The 16,294-nt window shown below is 70.4% G+C and carries 18 protein-coding genes; 9 read left to right on the top strand and 9 right to left on the bottom strand.

Translation table 11 applies throughout. The features are described 5' to 3' along the window. Positions 1-6 precede the first annotated feature (6 nt). Entirely contained in the window at positions 7-720 is a 714-nt protein-coding gene (locus LG334_RS22645) for a trypsin-like serine peptidase (RefSeq protein ID WP_404381724.1), read from the top strand. Beyond that, entirely contained in the window at positions 717-968 is a 252-nt protein-coding gene (locus LG334_RS22650) for a hypothetical protein (RefSeq protein WP_404381726.1), read from the top strand. The genes LG334_RS22645 and LG334_RS22650 overlap by 4 nt, the downstream gene beginning before the upstream one ends. Here the strand turns inward: LG334_RS22650 and LG334_RS22655 are convergent. The 8 genes from LG334_RS22655 to amrB form a co-directional block, all read right to left on the bottom strand. Continuing rightward, on the bottom strand, positions 965-1,888 hold the full coding sequence (locus tag LG334_RS22655; protein ID WP_404381728.1) for a PhzF family phenazine biosynthesis protein: 924 nt from the start codon (positions 1,886-1,888) through the stop codon (positions 965-967). The genes LG334_RS22650 and LG334_RS22655 overlap by 4 nt on opposite strands. Positions 1,889-1,952: 64 nt before the next feature. After that, complete coding sequence (locus LG334_RS22660) at positions 1,953-3,047, bottom strand: AI-2E family transporter (RefSeq protein WP_404386430.1); 1,095 nt, start codon at positions 3,045-3,047, stop codon at positions 1,953-1,955. An 81-nt stretch (positions 3,048-3,128) separates the two neighbouring features. Further along, positions 3,129-4,568, bottom strand: a complete 1,440-nt coding sequence (locus tag LG334_RS22665) for an FAD-binding oxidoreductase (RefSeq protein ID WP_404381731.1) — start codon at positions 4,566-4,568, stop codon at positions 3,129-3,131. A gap of 119 nt (positions 4,569-4,687) precedes the next feature. After that, positions 4,688-5,032, bottom strand: coding sequence for a type II toxin-antitoxin system PemK/MazF family toxin (locus LG334_RS22670; RefSeq protein ID WP_404381733.1), 345 nt, complete (start codon positions 5,030-5,032; stop codon positions 4,688-4,690). Then, positions 5,022-5,231 (bottom strand): type II toxin-antitoxin system PrlF family antitoxin, encoded by a 210-nt coding sequence (locus tag LG334_RS22675; protein WP_404381735.1) that lies wholly within the window; start codon positions 5,229-5,231, stop codon positions 5,022-5,024. Before LG334_RS22675 ends, LG334_RS22670 begins: the two co-directional genes overlap by 11 nt. A 47-nt stretch (positions 5,232-5,278) precedes the next feature. Continuing rightward, positions 5,279-6,238 (bottom strand): L-threonylcarbamoyladenylate synthase, encoded by a 960-nt coding sequence (locus LG334_RS22680; RefSeq protein ID WP_404381737.1) that lies wholly within the window; start codon positions 6,236-6,238, stop codon positions 5,279-5,281. Then, the gene (cysQ, locus tag LG334_RS22685; RefSeq protein WP_404381739.1) at positions 6,235-7,023 is read right to left on the bottom strand and encodes a 3'(2'),5'-bisphosphate nucleotidase CysQ; all 789 of its coding nucleotides are present in this window, start codon (positions 7,021-7,023) and stop codon (positions 6,235-6,237) included. Before cysQ ends, LG334_RS22680 begins: the two co-directional genes overlap by 4 nt. A gap of 68 nt (positions 7,024-7,091) precedes the next feature. After that, positions 7,092-8,504, bottom strand: coding sequence for an AmmeMemoRadiSam system protein B (amrB, locus tag LG334_RS22690; RefSeq protein ID WP_404381741.1), 1,413 nt, complete (start codon positions 8,502-8,504; stop codon positions 7,092-7,094). A gap of 189 nt (positions 8,505-8,693) precedes the next feature. Here amrB and amrS point away from each other — a divergent pair, with 189 nt between their 5' ends. From amrS to LG334_RS22725, 7 genes are all read left to right on the top strand, one after another. Next, positions 8,694-9,794, top strand: coding sequence for an AmmeMemoRadiSam system radical SAM enzyme (gene amrS / locus LG334_RS22695; RefSeq protein ID WP_404381743.1), 1,101 nt, complete (start codon positions 8,694-8,696; stop codon positions 9,792-9,794). 179 nt (positions 9,795-9,973) lie between these two features. Beyond that, positions 9,974-11,140, top strand: a complete 1,167-nt coding sequence (locus LG334_RS22700; RefSeq protein WP_404381745.1) for an MFS transporter — start codon at positions 9,974-9,976, stop codon at positions 11,138-11,140. A gap of 157 nt (positions 11,141-11,297) precedes the next feature. Further along, positions 11,298-12,773 (top strand): leucyl aminopeptidase, encoded by a 1,476-nt coding sequence (locus LG334_RS22705; RefSeq protein WP_404381747.1) that lies wholly within the window; start codon positions 11,298-11,300, stop codon positions 12,771-12,773. Between the two features lie 90 nt (positions 12,774-12,863). After that, positions 12,864-14,369: a leucyl aminopeptidase family protein gene (locus LG334_RS22710; RefSeq protein WP_404381749.1), complete on the top strand. Its 1,506-nt coding sequence runs from the start codon at positions 12,864-12,866 to the stop codon at positions 14,367-14,369. An 88-nt stretch (positions 14,370-14,457) separates the two neighbouring features. Beyond that, positions 14,458-14,688: a hypothetical protein gene (locus tag LG334_RS22715; protein WP_404381751.1), complete on the top strand. Its 231-nt coding sequence runs from the start codon at positions 14,458-14,460 to the stop codon at positions 14,686-14,688. Between the two features lie 163 nt (positions 14,689-14,851). Further along, entirely contained in the window at positions 14,852-15,616 is a 765-nt protein-coding gene (locus LG334_RS22720) for an AzlC family ABC transporter permease (protein ID WP_404381753.1), read from the top strand. Then, positions 15,609-15,932 (top strand): AzlD domain-containing protein, encoded by a 324-nt coding sequence (locus LG334_RS22725; protein ID WP_404381755.1) that lies wholly within the window; start codon positions 15,609-15,611, stop codon positions 15,930-15,932. The genes LG334_RS22720 and LG334_RS22725 overlap by 8 nt, the downstream gene beginning before the upstream one ends. A gap of 28 nt (positions 15,933-15,960) precedes the next feature. Here LG334_RS22725 and LG334_RS22730 read toward each other — a convergent pair whose 3' ends face one another. Continuing rightward, the gene (locus LG334_RS22730; protein WP_404381757.1) at positions 15,961-16,233 is read right to left on the bottom strand and encodes a hypothetical protein; all 273 of its coding nucleotides are present in this window, start codon (positions 16,231-16,233) and stop codon (positions 15,961-15,963) included. Positions 16,234-16,294: the final 61 nt, after the last annotated feature.

Here is a 16,294-nt window from a genome sequence, read left to right on the forward strand (position 1 = left end):
GAAACCATGCGCGCGATCCTGATGCTTCTGGCGCTGCTCGCCGCCGCACCCGCCACGGCGGCAGAGGGCGGGCGGGCACTGCTGCCGGGCATTATCGGCGGCGACGACCGGGTGATGCTGGACAGCGCGGCGGCTCCGTGGTCGGCCCTGGGGCGCGTGAACCGCGCACGGGGCGGCTTCTGCACCGGGACGCTGATCGCGCCCGACCGGGTTCTGACGGCGCGCCACTGCCTGACGGCCCGGCCGGGGAACCGGTATCTGCCGGTGTCGGAGCTGCACTTCGTCGCGGGCTACCGACGGGGCGACTTCATCGCGCACGGCCGCGTCGCCCGCATCCAGGCGCCACCGCTGTCGGAGCAGGGGAAGGCGGCGGACTGGGCCGTGCTGCACCTTGAAGGCCCCCTGCCCGTCCCGCCGCTTCCGCTGCGCACACCCGACGACGGGGTGCCGGCTGTCATCGCCGGCTACAGCCAGAACCGGCCGCACCTTCTCAGCCTGTCGGAGGATTGCGTGCTGGAACCGCCTGCGGGCGCGCCCGGCTTGCGCCTGCACCGCTGCGACACCACGCGCGGCACCTCGGGCGCGCCGGTGCTGCAGGAGGGGCGAGACGGCCCGGTGGTGGTGGGCGTCATCAGCGGCTTCGTCACCACCGCCGACGGCCGCGGCGCCGGGCTTCTGGTGAGCGCCGAGGCGGTGGAGGGCGTTGAGGTCACGCCATGACGACCGTACTCTTCATCCTGGACATCATCGCCGCCCTGGCCGCCCTGACGGCCGCCTGGCTCTGGTACGTCGCCGGCCAGCGCCCGCAGCGGCGCGTCTCCAAGGACGAGGACCTGGACCACCACGACTTCAACCGGCTGGTGACGGGCATCAACCGATCCAACCTGCTCAACCGCCGCGCCGCCCTGGCGACGGCGGTGTCGTCGGCCCTGGTGGCGCTGCGGCTGCTGGTGGATGCGTTCATCTAGGGCACAGCCATCGTCCCGTCGCTGACCAGCACCGCCGAGCCGCCGATGCGCACCGCCGTCATGGTGTCATCCTCGCGGTCCAGTTCCAGAGCGATGGTGCTGGGGCGGCCCATGTCGGCGCCCTGGATGATGGTCCAGGCCAATGTTTCGCGCCCCGTTCCCGGCTGCACCCGGTCCAGCCAGGCGGCCAGGGCCGTGGCGGCGGAGCCCGTGGCGGGGTCCTCGGGAATGCCCATGGCGGGGGCGAACATGCGGGCGTGGACGGCACTCGGCCGCTGCGGGTCGTCCAGGGCGACGACATAAGGATCCGGCGCCCCGCCCTGCTTGTACTCCTCATAGAGCGCGCTGTTCAGGCGGATGCGCGACAGCGCATCGGGCGCCACCGGCACCACGGCGAAGGCCACCCCGCCGACGGTGCAGACGGCGGGGCTCAGGGGTTCGCGCGCCACCACGTCGCCCGGCTCCAGCCCCAGCATCCGCGCGATCACGGGCGCCGGCGGCAGTCCCTCGGCGCCGAGCGTGGGGATGCCCGGCGCGGTGAAGGTGGCCGTCGGCCGGCCCGAGTCGTCGCGGTCCAGCACGATCGGCACGGGTCCGGCCTTCATCTCCAGCACCAGCGACCCGCGCCCGGCCTCGTCCCGCTCCACCCGGTTCAGCGCCGCCAGCGTCAGGGCGCAGCCGACGGTGGGGTGGCCGGCAAACGGCAGTTCGCGCGCCGGGGTAAAGATGCGCACCGACGCGGTGTGCGCCGGGTCCTTCGGCGGCAGGACGAAAATGGTCTCCGACAGGTTGAACTCCCGCGCGATGGTCTGCATGGTCCGGTCGTCCAGCCCCTCGGCCTCGGGCACCACGGCCAGCGGATTGCCGCCGAAGGCGGTGTCGGTGAAGACGTCGCAGGTGAGGAAATGGTACTGGCGCATGGGCGATCTCCTTGTCCGGCCGTCAGACTAGCAGCACGGCGCACCGAAGCCAGGGCCATATATCCTATCGCCGATCCAGCAGCGCGCCGATGTGGTTGAGGCGCGGCACGCTGTCGCAGACAAGCTTGAAGGTCGCCAGCATGGGCACGGCCAGCAGCATGCCCGGAATGCCCCACATCCAGCCCCAGACCATCAGCGCCAGGAACACCGCCACCGGGCTGATGGTCAGGCGGCGGCCGATCAGGCTGGGGGTGATGAACTGTCCCTCCAGCGTCGTCAGGGCGAAGAACACCAGCGGCGGGATGATCGCCAGGCTGATCTGCGAGAACGTCAGCAACGACACCACGCCGATCACCGCCAGCGTCGCCGCCGCCCCAAGGAAGGGCACGAAGTTGGTGATGGCCGCCAGCGCGCCCCACAGCATGGGTGTCGGCATCCCCAGCGCCCACATGGCGATCCCGGTCACGATGCCGAGCGCCAGGTTGATGAGCGTGACGGTGATGAGGTAGGCGGATATGTCCTGCTCCGCCCGCCGGAACATCTCCACCGTGCGCTTGCGTTCACCGCGCCGCTTGGACCGCCGCAGCATGGAGCGCAACAGGCTGTCGCCGGTCGCCAGCATGAAGTAGAGCAGCACCAGCATCAGCGCCGCCGAGGCCACGACCGTGCCCGCCTGGCTGAGGACGCTTTCGGCCCACCCCGGCTGCCTGACGACGACTTCCGGCGTGGCCTGCTCCTCATCGCTCTGGGTGGCCTCCGTCATCTTTTCCGTGGCCTCCCGGATTTCGTCGAGAGGCTTGCGGATTTCCGCCAGCCGCATGCGCAGGACCACCATGCTGGTGGGGGCGCGGTCGAGCCACGCCGAGGCGGGCGCGGCCAGGGACGCCGCGGCTCCTCCCAGTGCGCCGACGAGCAACAGCACCACCAGCCCGGCCCCCGCCGCCCTCGGCAGGCCAAGGCGCGAGAGCTTGCGCACCGGCGGCATGAGCAGCAGCCGGAACAGGATGGCAAGCGCGATGGGGATGAACAGGGCGGACGCGACGTAGAGCGTCGCGAAGATCGCCAGCACGAACAGGCCGATCAGCGCCGTCTGCCATGCGGGCCGGCGCTGCGGCGGTGTCGGGTCCGGGGCGGCGGACGGCTCCGTGGCCTGGTGCACGGGCAAGAGGGGCCTCCGGGCATGAAAAAGGCGCCGGCCGCGCGGACCGACGCCTCTTCAACGTCTTCCGGGGGCGGAGGGTTACACCCGCACCACCTTGCCGGGATTCATGATGCCCTTGGGGTCGAGCGCCTTCTTGATTCGGCGCATCATCTCGATTTCCTCGGCCTGCTTGTAGTGGACGATCTCGTCCACCTTCAGGCGGCCCACGCCGTGCTCGGCGGAGATGGAGCCCGTCATGTCCACCACGATGTCGTGGACGATGCGGTTCATGGCATCCCAGTGGCCCAGGTATTCCTTCGGGTCCATGCCCTCGGGCTGGGTCAGGTTGTAGTGGATGTTGCCGTCGCCCACATGGCCGAAGGGGCACGGGCGGATGCCGGGCATGGCCTCGGTGACGGCCTTGGTCGCGCGGTCGAGGAATTCCGGCACGCGCGAAACCGGCACGCTGACGTCATGCTTGATGGACGCGCCCTCGTGCTTCTGGGCTTCCGGCAACCCTTCGCGCAGGCGCCAGAACATCTTGCCCTGGTCCAGGCTTTCCGCGATGACGGCATCGGCGATGATGCCTTCCTCGAACGCGCTTTCCAGGAAGGTCTCGAAGGCGCCGCGCAGGTTGGCGTCGGGGCGCGAGGAGGAAAACTCCACCAGCACGTACCAGGGATGCGGCGCCTCGAACGGATCGGAGACGCCGTCCAGGTGGCGGTCGGCCAGTTCCATGCCGAAACGACCGATCAGTTCGAACGCCGTCACGGCATCACCGGACAGCGCGCGGGCGCGGGACAGCACCTTGGTAACGTCGGCCACGTCGTCCAGCGCGCACAGCGCCGTCTGCTGCTCCACCGGCTTGGGGAACAGCTTGAGCACGGCGCCGGTGATGATGCCGAGCGTCCCCTCGCCGCCGATGAACAGGTGCTTGAGCGCGTAGCCCGTGTTGTCCTTGCCCAGCGACTTCATGTTGTTCCAGATGGAGCCGTCGGGCAGCACGACCTCCAGCCCCAGCACCAGTTCGCGCGTGTTGCCGTACTTCAGCACGTTCACGCCGCCGGCGTTGGACGCGATGTTGCCGCCGATCTGGCAGGAGCCTTGCGCGCCGAGTGCGAGCGGAAACAGGCAGTCGGCCTCGTCGGCGGCCTGCTGGATGGTTTCCAGCACCACGCCGGCGTCCACCGTGATGGTGAAGTTCACCGGATCGATGTCGCGGATGCGGTTGAGGCGCGAGGTGTTGAGGACGATTTCCCGGCCATGCTCGAACGGCACGTTGCCGCCGACCAGGCCGGTGTTGCCGCCCTGGGGCACGATCCCCACGCCCGCGTCGGCGCACAGCCTGACCACCTCCGCGACTTCCTCGGTGGAGCCGGGCTTGACGACGGCCAGCGCCTTGCCGACGAACAGCCCGCGCTCCTCGGCCATGAAGGGCGCCATGTCGTTTTCAGCCGTGAGGATGCCCTTCGTCCCGACGACCTCGGTGATGCGGTCCAGCAATTCGGCCGTGACGGCCTGTTCCAGAAGTTCGGACACGGGCTTTATCCCTCGTTCCAGCGCGAAAAACGTCGTGCGGGTGATTTAGCCCCTTCGGCGGCGCTGGGCAAGGCTCCCGCCCCATACACCGTTGCAACGGCACGCAAAGCCTTCGGCTTTCAGTGCCCCGGTCCCGGCCAGGGCATCAATCCTTGCACCGCAGCGGTGACAGCCTGACGATCCGCATCGCTCAACTGACCAATCCGGGTCAATACATCGGACTGTAGCGTCGCGACTTTGGCACAGCGGATAACGCAGGGGCCGCGCAAGCCCGCGACGTCGATGTCCGTCACCGCGACGTCGCCCGGCCACGCGGCCTTGCCCGCACCTGTAATCATCAGTGCCCAGACCAGTTCAAGCGGTCCCATGGGTGCGGTAAGCAGAACACAGGGGCGACGCTTGACCACGGGCCGCTCGACGTAACGATACGGCGCCGCAACGACGGTGAAGGGTCTATAGGTCACGGAACAACTGCTCGTCTTCGTCGGAAGACCACTCGTCGAAGTGAACGAACGGATCGTCTTCGCGCTTTCGGGCGCGCAGGACCACCTGCCCGTCCTTCAACTCATAGACCAGCTCATCACCGGGCCCGACACCGAGATATTCCCGCACCGCCACGGGCAGGACAGTCTGTGCCTTCGAAGTCAGCTTTGAAGAGATCATGGCCGCCTCACTTTCTATTTTGAAGGTAAGACAATCATCTTACTCGTTCAAGAGCGAGGCGCCGCCGCCCGTTTCAGGCGGTCGTTGATGGCGCGGCCCAGGCCCTCGTCGGGGATGGGCGCCACCGCGATGCCGGTGAAGGGCGCCCGGTCCAGCGCGCGCAGGGTGGCGAACAGGGCCGCCGCCGCTTCCTTCAGATCACCGCTCGGCGACAGGTCCGCCTCCGCGCCTTCCGTGCCGCCGAAGCCGATCAGGGCCTCGCCGGGGTGCGCCGCCGTGGCGTTCAGGCGCACCGGGCGGTCGGGGGCGTAGTGGCTGAGCAGTTGGCCGGGGCTCTTGGGTGCGGCCGGGTCGGCGTCCTGCCCCTCCCCTCCGCTTTCCGCCACCGGACCGATGAGGGGCTCCAGGTCGGCGGCCGTGATGGCGCCGGGGCGCAGGATGGTGGCGGCGGGAGTCGTCAGGTCCAGCACCGTCGATTCCAGCCCCACCGAACACGGCCCGCCATCGACGATCAGCGCCACGCGCTCGCCCAGGCTTTCCGCCACATGCGCCGCCCGCGTCGGGCTGATCGCGCCGGAGCGGTTGGCCGAGGGTGCTGCGACCGGACGCCCGGCCGCCCGCAACAGCCCTTGCGCCACGGGATGCGCCGGCACGCGCACCGCCACGCTGTCGAGCCCCGCCGAGACCAGCAGCGACAACCCGCTGTCGGCCCGGCGCGGCAGCACCAGCGTCAGCGGGCCGGGCCAGAAGGCCTCCGCCACCACCCGCGCGCGCGTGTCCATCTCCACCAGCCGCGCGGCGGCATCGGCATCGGGCACATGCACGATCAGCGGGTTGAAGCGCGGCCGTCCCTTGGCTTCGAAGATGCCCGCCACCGCCGTCTCGCTGGTGGCGTCGCCGCCCAGGCCGTAGACGGTTTCCGTGGGAAAGGCCACCAGCACGCCGTCGCGCAGAAGCCGCCCGGCCTCTGTCAGCGTGGCGTCGTCGGCGGGGCGGATGCGGCTCACGCGGCGGCTCCGCGCGCGATGAAGTGGGGGTTCAGAAACCTGTCCTTGGCGTAGAGGAACGGCGCCCCGTCCACCAGCGTCACCGATCCGCCGGCGGCGTTCAGCACGGCATGGGCCGCGGCGGTGTCCCACTCGCAGGTGGGGCCGAAGCGCGGATAGATGTCGGCCGCGCCCTCCGCCACCCGGCAGAACTTGAGCGAGGAGCCGGCGTTGATGACCTCCTTCACCGGCTTGTCGCCCAGGTAGTCCTTCAGCGCCTCGGAATTGGCGTGGCTGCGGCTCGACAGCACGATCAGCCCGTCAGCGTCGGGCCGGCGGACGGAAATGCTCCGCCGCTCGCCGTTTTCCTCCAGCGTCGCGGTGCCGGCCCCGCAGCCGGCGAACAGGCGGTCAAGCACCGGGCAGTAGACCAGCCCCAGCACGGGCGCGCGGTCGACGATCAGGCCGATGTTCACGGTGAACTCGTCGCGGCGGTTGACGAACTCCTTGGTGCCGTCCAGCGGGTCCACCAGCCAGAACGCCCCGCCGGAGATATCGGGGATGTTGCCCGCGTCCACCTGTTCTTCCGCCACCACGGGGATGTCGGGCGTCAGGCGGTCGAGGGCGGCCAGGATCACGGCCTCGGCGGCGCGGTCGGCGGCGGTGACGGGGCTGGCATCGTCCTTGCGGAACACCTCGAAGTCGCTGTTGTAGACCTTCAGCGTTTCCGCCCCCGCCTCGCGGACCACGGGACGCAGGTCGTCGAGCAGGCGGGCGAGGTCGAGGCTCGGGTCGGGAAGCGGCATGCGCGGTCTCCGGTTGGGCAGTGCGAGGTGTCCGCCGGTGTAGCGCACGCCGCGCCCCTTGTCAGCCTCTAGCCTTTCACGGACTTGGCCGTGAACCGCTCCACCGTCATGGTCGATGACCAGTGGCGCGCCGCCAGCCCGGCCTTCTGCTTCAGGTGGCGGACGAAGTCGCGGGGGTCGGGCAGGCTTTCCCACACCGCCGGCAGGAACAGCCCGCGCTGCCCCCGGTCGCCAAGGATCAGCCCGTCGACGCCGGGACGGACGCGGGCGATCAGATCCTCTTCCGACTCGACGGGAAACGGCATGGGCGGGGTCAGCACCGACAGCGACAGCCCCAGGTCCGCCAGCTCGCCTTCCATCAGCGGCGGGAAGCGCGGATCGTGGAAGGCCGCCCGATAGGCGTTTTCCGCCACGTCCTGCACCAGCGGACGCCAGGCCTGGGGGCTGCCGATGCAGCCCCGCAGGTGGCCCGACCCTGTGGTCAGGGTGACGAAACAGGCGCCGTTGGCCCGCAGCGGTTCCGCATGGGCCATGACGTCCACCGTCAGCGGCTGCCCGTGCGACAGCGCGTGGCGGATCGAATCGCGGGCGACGCCGGTCAGGGTCGCGCCGTGGTCCCGCAGCATGTCCTCCACCGACGCCTCCGGGTCGGCGGCCTCGGGCCGACGGGCCTGCGGCTCATAGAGCGCCCAGGCGGCATAGCCCACCACCCGGTCGCGCGGGCCGGCCGTGTCGCCCGAGGACCGCACGTCCAGCGTCTCGATGGACATGCGGCGCGTCTTCGCGCTCAAGAGCAGCCCCGCCATGGGAGTCAGACCGCAGGCGTTCTCGTGGGTCAGGCGCGAGGGGTCCAGGTGCTCCACCGCCGCCACCGTGCCGGCGTCCACCCGGCGGGCCGTGTCGTAGTCCAGAAAATGCGACAGGTCGGTGGAGATGATGATCAGCGTCTCCTCGCCGCCCCACAGGTGGTCGAGCAGCGCCGCCACCTCCTCGGCCTTCGCATCGCCGACGCACACCGGCACCACCTTGGGCTCCGGACCAAGGATGGCGCGCAGGAAGGGCAGGTGGACCTCCAGGCTGTGCTCCTGCTGGTGGGCGCGGTCGGAGAAGCCCGCACCCGGCACATGCTCGGCCACGTCGTTGATGGCAGCGGTGTCCAGGGCCACGGGGCCGAGCGGCGTCTCGAAGCCGTCCACGGTGGGCAGGGCGAGGCCGTGGAAGGGCACCCGATGGGCCGGCCCCAGCAGCACGACGCGCTTCACCCGCCCCTTCAGCGGCGCCAGGCGGGCATAGGCCAGGGCGGCCGTCGCCCCGGAGAACATATAGCCCGCGTGCGGCGCGATGATCGCCTTGGGCACGGGCGTCTCGGCCGGCGTGGCGGCGCGGGCCTCGGCCATCAGGTCGTCGACGGTGCGGGTCAGGGTGGCGGCGTCGCCCGGGTAAAAGGCGCCGGCCACCGCCGCGGGGCGCATGTGGGTCATGACGCGCTCCTCTCGTGAGTTCGGTGTCTGGGAAATCTTACGCAACAGGTAGGGCGAAGGGTGCCATTCGACCAGTCCAGGCGTTGCAGAAACAGGGCCATCGCGCCATCTCTCGTTCACCTTTTGTAACCTGCCCTTCCGCCCACCCCGGTGCCGCACCGGCGGGCAATGGGGCCACCGAGGAGGGCCATGCCCATGACCGACCTCCCCTTCCCCGAGGCCGTCACCGGCCGCCATTTCCAGAAACTGGACGACGGGCGCGTGGAATGCCGCGTCTGCCCGCGCCTGTGCAAGATCCACGACGGTCAGCGCGGCCTGTGCTTCGTGCGCGGGGCCCAGAACGGCGAGATCGTGCTGACCACCTACGGCCGGTCGTCGGGGTTCTGCATCGACCCCATCGAGAAGAAGCCGCTCAACCACTTCCTGCCGGGGACGCCGATCCTGTCCTTCGGCACGGCGGGCTGCAACCTGACCTGCAAGTTCTGCCAGAACTGGGATATCTCGAAGGCACGCCAGTTCGACAAGCTGCAGGACCAGGCGACGCCGGAAATGATCGCCAAGGGGGCGGAACAGGTGGGCGCGCGGTCGGTGGCGTTCACCTACAACGACCCGGTGATCTTCCTGGAATACGCCACCGACGTGGCCGACGCCTGCCACGACCGCGGCATCAAGACGGTGGCGGTGACGGCGGGCTACATCACGCCCGAGGCACGGCCCGACTTCTTCGGCAAGATGGACGCGGCCAACGTGGACCTGAAGGCCTTCACGGAAGGCTTCTACAAAAAGCTGTGCACCGCCGAGCTTGAGCCGGTGCTGGAAACGCTGAAGTACCTCAAGCACGAAACCGACGTCTGGTTCGAGATCACGACGCTGCTGATCCCCGGCCAGAACGACTCCGACGACGAGTTGAAGGCCATGACCGGCTGGATCATGGAGAACCTGGGCGGCGACGTGCCCATCCACTTCTCCGCCTTCCATCCGGACTACAAGATGCGCGACATCCACCGCACGCCGGCCCAAACCCTCAGCCGCGCCCGGACGATCGCCAGGGCGGCGGGAATCAAGTTCGTCTACACGGGCAACGTTCACGATGCGGAAGGCGGCTCCACCTGGTGCCCGAACTGCGACGCCCTTCTGATCGAGCGCGACTGGTACGAACTGGGCCGCTGGAACCTGACGCCGGAAGGCGACTGCGGCAGCTGCGGCACGCACATTCCAGGCGTCTTCGAGGCCCGCCCCGGCTCTTGGGGCCGCCAGCGCCGGCCGGTGCATCTGGGGACGGCGGCGTAGAGCCCTTTTCGATCAACGAGATCGAAAAGGGCGAATAGGGTCGCGACTGCGACCCCGCGCCGGTCAGGCGCGTGAGCCTTAGTGGCGCCTGAACGAACCAAGTTCAAAAAGCGGCCCTGTCCTTCTCGTCTTGGCCATGGCATGCAGGGGCTTCCGCAACCGTCGGGAGCCCCTTTTCCGTGTCCCCCGCGCGCCTGCCGCTGCCCGCCCTGTGGCGTCTGATCGCGGCCGATATCATCCGCATCGTCTCGCTGTCGCTGGTGCCGCCGGTGCTGGCCGTGGCCCTGACGGCGCGGGGGGAGCCGGCGTCGGCGGTGGCGGCGGTGGCGTTGATGCCGTACCTGGGCATCCTGCTCATGTCGCCGCTGGTGCCGGCCTTGCGGGCGCGGTTCGGGGCCGTCGCGGCGATCAAGGGGGGCATGGTGCTGTCGACCCTCGCCGCGCTGGGGTTCGCGCTGGGGGATGGGGTCGCGGTGTGGATGCCCGCTGCCCTGCTGGCCGGCTTGGCGGCCGGAATCGAGTGGGTGACGGTCGACAGCCTGGTCGCCGAATCCGCTCCGCCGGAAAAGATCGGCCGCCTCACGGGCCTGTTCCAGACGCTCGTCGGTCTGGGGTTCGCCACCGGCCCGGCCATTCCCGCCGTCTTCATCCTGGCCCCGGCGCAGGCGCTGTGGGTGCCCGTCGGGCTGGAGCTTCTGGCCTGGGTGCCGACGCTTCTGGTGCGCGGCACGGGACCGGAGCGGCGAGCGACCTCCGATGTGGAGAGCGGGCGCGTCGGGCGGGGCGTGCTCGCGGTGCTGGTCGCCGCGCCGGGACTGGCGGCGGCGGGGATCGTGGGCGGCGTGTTCGAGAACGGCATGACGGCGCTGTCGACCGTTCAGGCCACACACCTGGGCTTCGGCGCCTTCACCGCCGTCCTCATGCCCACCGCCATCGCCGTCGGCAGCATCGCCGTGCAGTATCCCGTCGGCTGGCTGGCCGACAAGGTGGCGCCGCGCCGGCTGATGGAGGGCGGCGCGGTCCTGCTGGCGATGGGGGCGGGGCTGCTGGCGCTCACGCCCGGCGCGCCGTGGCTCATCTGGCCGGTGGCGCTGCTGTGGGGCGGGGTCGGCGGGTCTCTCTATACCCTGACCATGACGCATGTGGGCGTGGTCTTCCGCCGGGGGAACGCGGTTCCGGCGGCGACGGCGGCGGCGGTGGCCTTCTACACCGGCGGCGCGATGCTTGGGCCTGCCGTCTCCGGCCCCGCCATGGACCTTTCGCGCGATTACGGGCTGGCGGCGGCGCTGGGCGGCCTTTCCCTGCTTGCGCTTTTCGTCATCGCGCGGGACCGGCGCGGGGCCTGATCCTCTTGCGCACCCCGTGCGCGTGGCCCACCTGCCATGTCTGGGGTTTCCTTCCCCCGCCGATGCGATACAGTCGGAAAAACGTAGTATTCCCGCGCCCCCAGAGGCGTGGCACCGTCATTCCATTGGTTCATTCAGTCACGAGGATCGTCTCACCATGAAGATTTCCTTCGCCAAGCCCGCCGTTCCCGACTCCGGCGCGCTCGCCATCCTGGTGGCGCAGGAGGCCGAGCCGACGGCCCTGCTGAAGGAGTTGGACGAGAAGACCGGCGGCGCGCTCTCCCGCGCCCGCAAGGGCAGCCGGTTCGAGGGCAAGGCCGGCCAGACGCTGGCGCTGGTCGCGCCCGGCGGGACGGAACTGGACCGCCTGGTGCTGGTGGGCGTCGGCCCGGCGAAGGACCTGGACGTGAAGGCCCTGCAGGACGCCGGCGGCACCGCCTATGCCGTGCTGGCCGACGACAAGCAGGCCTGCATCGCCGTGGATGCCATCGAAGCCGGCGACGCCGCCGCCCAGGTGGCCTTCGGCGCCATGCTGCGCAGCTACCGCTTCGACAAGTACCGCACGACGGAAAAGAAGGACGACAAGCCGCGCCTGTCCAAGCTGACCGTCGCCACCGACGGCTCGGGCGCGGCCAAGAAGGCGTGGCCGGAGCTGGAGGCCGTGGCCGAGGGCGTGTTCCTGACCCGCAACCTGGTCAGCGAGCCGGCCAACATCCTCTATCCGGAAAGCTTCGCGCAGGAGGCCGAGAAGCTGGCCGAGTTGGGCCTGAAGGTCACCGTGCTGGGCGAGAAGGACATGAAGAAGCTGGGCATGGGCTCGCTTCTGTCCGTCGGCCAGGGCTCGGCGCGCGAGAGCAAGATGGTCGTCATGGAGTGGAACGGCGCCGAGGGCAAGAAGGACGCCCCGGTGGCCTTCGTCGGCAAGGGGGTCTGCTTCGACTCCGGCGGCATCTCCCTCAAGCCCGCCGCCGGCATGGAGGACATGAAGTGGGACATGGGCGGCGCCGGCGTCGTCACCGGCCTGATGAAGGCGCTGGCCGGCCGCAAGGCCAAGGTCAACGCCGTCGGCCTCATCGGGCTGGTGGAGAACATGCCGTCGGGCACCGCCACCCGCCCCGGCGACGTGGTGACCAGCGCCGACGGCCAGACCATCGAGGTCATCAACACCGACGCCGAGGGCCGCCTCGTGCTGGCCGACGTGCTGTGGTACGCGCAGAAGGAGCACAAGCCCAAGGCCATCGTGGACCTGGCGACGCTGACCGGCGCCATCATCATCGGCCTGGGCACCGACCACGCCGGCCTGTTCTCCAACGACGACGCGCTGGCGGAAAAAATCTTCGCCGCCGGCCAGGCGAGCGGGGAAAAGGTCTGGCGCATGCCCATGGGCGACGCCTACGACAAGCAGCTGAAGTCCGAGATCGCCGACATGAAGAACACCGGCGGCCGCGAGGCGGGCTCCATCACCGCCGCGCAGTTCCTCAAGCGCTTCGTCAAGGACGGCACCCCCTGGGCGCACATCGACATCGCCGGCATGACGTGGTCGAAGAAGGACGCGCCCACCGTGCCCAAGGGCGGCACGGCGTTCGGCGTGCGCCTGCTGGACCGCATGGTGCGCGACAGCTTCGAGGGCTGACACACCGCCGTCTGACACGACTGAAGATGCCCGGACACGTTCCGGGCATTTTCATGCCGCCATGCACCCTGCATCATTCATGAGACCGCCATGATCGACGTCACCTTCACCGCCCGCCCCTCTGCCGAGGCGGCCGCGCTCGTCGTCGGCGTATGGGAGGGCGGTAACCTGACCGCCACCGCCCGCGGACTGGACGGCGATCGGCTGATCTCCCGCGCCCTGGCGGCCTCACCCCGGTTCTCGGGCAACGAAGGTCAGTGCGTCACCGTCCGGGCCCCGGCGGGGGTGGCGGCGAACCGCCTGGTGCTTTTGGGCCTCGGCCCCTTCGGCGAGATGGACGTCCACCGCGCCCGGCGCCTGGGCGCGGTGGTGGCGGCGGAAGTGATGACGTCGGGCGACGTGGCCGTGACGGTGGAACTGGAGCTGGAGCCAGCCACCGCCGCCGCCTTCGCCCAGGGGCTCGTCTTGCGGGCGCACCGGCTTGTACCCTGGCGCACAAAGGTGGACGATGAGGACCGCGTCACCCTCACCCACGCCGCCATCCGCGTCACCGCCACCGGCGCGGCGGAGGAGGCCTGGACGCGGGCGAAGGCGGAGGCCGAGGGCGTTCTGCTAGCCCGCGACCTGGGCGAGGCGCCGGGCAATGTCCTGACGCCGACGGCCTTCGTCGATCGCGCGCGGGCGCTGGAGGCGCTGGGGGTTGTGGTGGAGGTCGTGCAAGGCGTCGATGCCCTGCGCGCCGCCGGCTGCGGCCTGCTGGCCGCCGTCGGACAAGGTTCGGCCGAGCCGCCGGCGCTGGTCGCCCTGCGCTGGCCGGGCAAGGGCGGCACCGGGCAGCGGCCGGTGGGCCTCGTCGGCAAGGGCATCACCTTCGACGCCGGGGGCTTGAGCCTGAAACCCGGCGCGGGCATGGAGCACATGAAGGGCGACATGGGCGGGGCCGCCGCCGTGCTGGGCGCGGTTCATGCGCTGGCCGTCATGCAAACTGCATGTTCCGTGACGGCGGTGCTCGCCATTGCCGAGAACCTGCCCGGCGCCACCGCCACACGGCCCGGCGACGTGGTCACCGCGCGCAACGGCCTGACGGTGGAGATCATCGACACCGACGCCGAAGGCCGCCTCGTGCTCGCCGATGCCCTGGCGACGCTCGCGGCCGAGCCGGCCGACCGCCGCCCCGAGGTCGTGGTGGACATCGCGACGCTGACCGGAACCGTCGTCACCGCGCTCGGCCGCCACCATGCCGGGCTCTACACCCCCGACGACGCCCTGGCCGAAGCCCTGGAGACGGCGGGGAACGCGGTGGGGGAGCCGGTGTGGCGCCTGCCGTTCACCGATGCTCGCGACGCCGACCTCGAAAGCCCCATCGCCGACATCCGCCAGTGCGCGCCCGCCATGCGCTGGCTGCCCGACGCCCTGCACGCCGCCCGCTTCCTCGGCCGCTTTCCTGCGGAGGGCCAGCGCTGGGCGCATGTGGACATGGCCGGCGTCGGCCGGTCGGACGAGGACCGGCCGCTTTCCTCCAAGGGCGCCACCGGCTGGGGTGTGCGGCTGCTGACGGCGCTGGTGCTCGACCACCATCCCGGCGCGCGCCAATGACACACCGAGTCACGGCTTTGCCACGGACCGGCCGGGCGCCCGGCCGCGTTCTACGGCCATGATGACAGCGCAACCAAGGAGGGACATCATGACCCTGCGCAAGAGCCGTTTTTCCGCCAAGACCGCCCTGACGGCGCTGGTCCTGGGCCTCACCGCCCCCGTGCTGGCGGCCTGCGAGGACGAAGGCCCGGCCGAGCAGCTGGGCGAGAACATCGATGAATCCGTGGAGGAAAGCGGCGAGGCCATGGAAGGCGCCGCCGAGAACATGGGCGAGCAGATGGAAGAGACCGGCAACACCATGCAGGAGCAGGCGCAGTAACCGCCACCCCACCGCCCCCTCTCTCGCGCGGGCCGGCTCCCCAGGAGCCGGCCCTTTTTCGCGCGCAATGGACCGTCGCGACACGGCTGAATGGATCAGGACAGCTTTACTGACCCATGTTAGGCTGCATCCCAATGCTCAGTAAAAGAGGGGAGAGGAAACGGTGCGGCTCCGCGAGTCTTACGCGCCCGGCGCGCTGTGGCGCGGCGCGCGCGACAACCTGGGTATCGGCGTCGCGGTCAGCGGTTACGGCGCCGTGTTCGGAGTGCTGACAGCCGGCAAGGGCATCGCGCTGGCCGACATGGTAGCCATGAACCTGTTCATTTTCGCCGGGGCCGCCCAGTTCCTGATCGTGGAAATGTGGACGCCCACCGCCGTGGTGGCAGAGATCATCCTGGCCGCGCTGATCATCAACCTGCGCTACCTGCTGGTGGGCGCCAGCCTGCGGCCCGTCTTCACCGGCCGCCCCCTCCACCACAAGGCGCTGGGCATGCATCTGGTCGCCGACGAGAACTGGGCCGTGACCATGAACGGCGTCGCCCGCGCCGGCGGAGCGACCGGCGGCGCCATGCCCGGGCCGGCGCATCTTCTGGGCGGCGGCCTGTGCCTTGCGGCCTTCTGGCATGCCGCCAGCGCCGCCGGCCATGTGGCGGGCAACTTCCTGCCCGAGCCCCGGCTTCTCGGCCTGGACTTCGCCTTCACCGCCGTGTTCCTGGCGCTGGCGCTGGGTCTGTGGAAGGGGCGCGGCGACCTGCTGCCGTGGATCATCACCGGCGCCACCGCCTGGATCGCGGCCGAGATGCTGCCCGGCAAGTGGTACGTGCTGATCGCCGCCGCCGCCGGCTTTGCCGCCACCGTCGTCCAGCACGCCCTGACGGGCGGCGCCGGCAATGGCGCGGAAGCCGAGGAGGCGCTGTCCGATGCCTGAGGTCTGGTCTCTGACGCTCGACCCGCTGACGCTGGTCATCATCGGCGTCGCCATCGGCACCTATGCCCTGCGCCTGGGGGGCCTGCTGCTGGCCGAGCGCCTGCCCCGGCGCGGCGCTATCGCCGCCGGGCTGGAGCGGCTGCCGGGCATCGTCCTCCTGGCCCTGGTTGTGCCGGCGGTCGCAGACCTGGGGCTGGCGGGGCTGGCGGCGGCGGCCCTGACGGCCGTCACGGCACTGGCGACGCGCAACCCGCTGATCGCCATGATCGTCGGCGCCGGCGCCATCGCCGGGCTGCGGGCGCTCGGCTGGGCCTGACAGCGCCGCCCCGGTCGGCCTTGACGCCTTATTCGGCGGCCATGGGCAGCGGCGCGGCGCTTGCGGAGGCGCTGCCGCGTGCCGCCGCGGCGGCGCGGGCCTCGCGGAGGGCCTCGCCCGGCGAGCGTCCTTCGGTCATGGCGCGGGCCATCAGGCGAAATTCGACAACTGCGGCCAGCGTTCCCTCGAAGGACACCGTCTTCAGGCGCTCCACTTCCGCCCGGAAGGCGGCGGCGGACTCGCGCGAGGCGCGGGCGGTGGCGAGCAGATCACGGACGGGTGCGGTGTTGGTCTGGGTCATCACGATATCTCCTTATCCCTGGAGAGGAGACTGCCATGACGGCCGACACAGCGCCGCTGTG

The organism is Caenispirillum salinarum (genome assembly GCF_044803115.1).
GTDB classification, from domain to species: Bacteria; Pseudomonadota; Alphaproteobacteria; order Rhodospirillales; family Rhodospirillaceae; genus Caenispirillum; species Caenispirillum salinarum_A.

What these genes read in the sequence shown, in the direction of transcription:
- LG334_RS22645 (WP_404381724.1), top strand. Translation starts at nt 7, where the DNA reads ATGCGCGCGATCCTGATGCTTCTGGCGCTGCTCGCCGCCGCACCCGCC.
- LG334_RS22650 (WP_404381726.1), top strand. Translation starts at nt 717, where the DNA reads ATGACGACCGTACTCTTCATCCTGGACATCATCGCCGCCCTGGCCGCC.
- LG334_RS22655 (WP_404381728.1), bottom strand. Translation starts at nt 1,888, where the DNA reads ATGCGCCAGTACCATTTCCTCACCTGCGACGTCTTCACCGACACCGCC.
- LG334_RS22675 (WP_404381735.1), bottom strand. Translation starts at nt 5,231, where the DNA reads ATGATCTCTTCAAAGCTGACTTCGAAGGCACAGACTGTCCTGCCCGTG.
- cysQ (WP_404381739.1), bottom strand. Translation starts at nt 7,023, where the DNA reads ATGCCGCTTCCCGACCCGAGCCTCGACCTCGCCCGCCTGCTCGACGAC.
- amrB (WP_404381741.1), bottom strand. Translation starts at nt 8,504, where the DNA reads ATGACCCACATGCGCCCCGCGGCGGTGGCCGGCGCCTTTTACCCGGGC.
- amrS (WP_404381743.1), top strand. Translation starts at nt 8,694, where the DNA reads ATGCCCATGACCGACCTCCCCTTCCCCGAGGCCGTCACCGGCCGCCAT.
- LG334_RS22705 (WP_404381747.1), top strand. Translation starts at nt 11,298, where the DNA reads ATGAAGATTTCCTTCGCCAAGCCCGCCGTTCCCGACTCCGGCGCGCTC.
- LG334_RS22710 (WP_404381749.1), top strand. Translation starts at nt 12,864, where the DNA reads ATGATCGACGTCACCTTCACCGCCCGCCCCTCTGCCGAGGCGGCCGCG.
- LG334_RS22715 (WP_404381751.1), top strand. Translation starts at nt 14,458, where the DNA reads ATGACCCTGCGCAAGAGCCGTTTTTCCGCCAAGACCGCCCTGACGGCG.
- LG334_RS22725 (WP_404381755.1), top strand. Translation starts at nt 15,609, where the DNA reads ATGCCTGAGGTCTGGTCTCTGACGCTCGACCCGCTGACGCTGGTCATC.
- LG334_RS22730 (WP_404381757.1), bottom strand. Translation starts at nt 16,233, where the DNA reads ATGACCCAGACCAACACCGCACCCGTCCGTGATCTGCTCGCCACCGCC.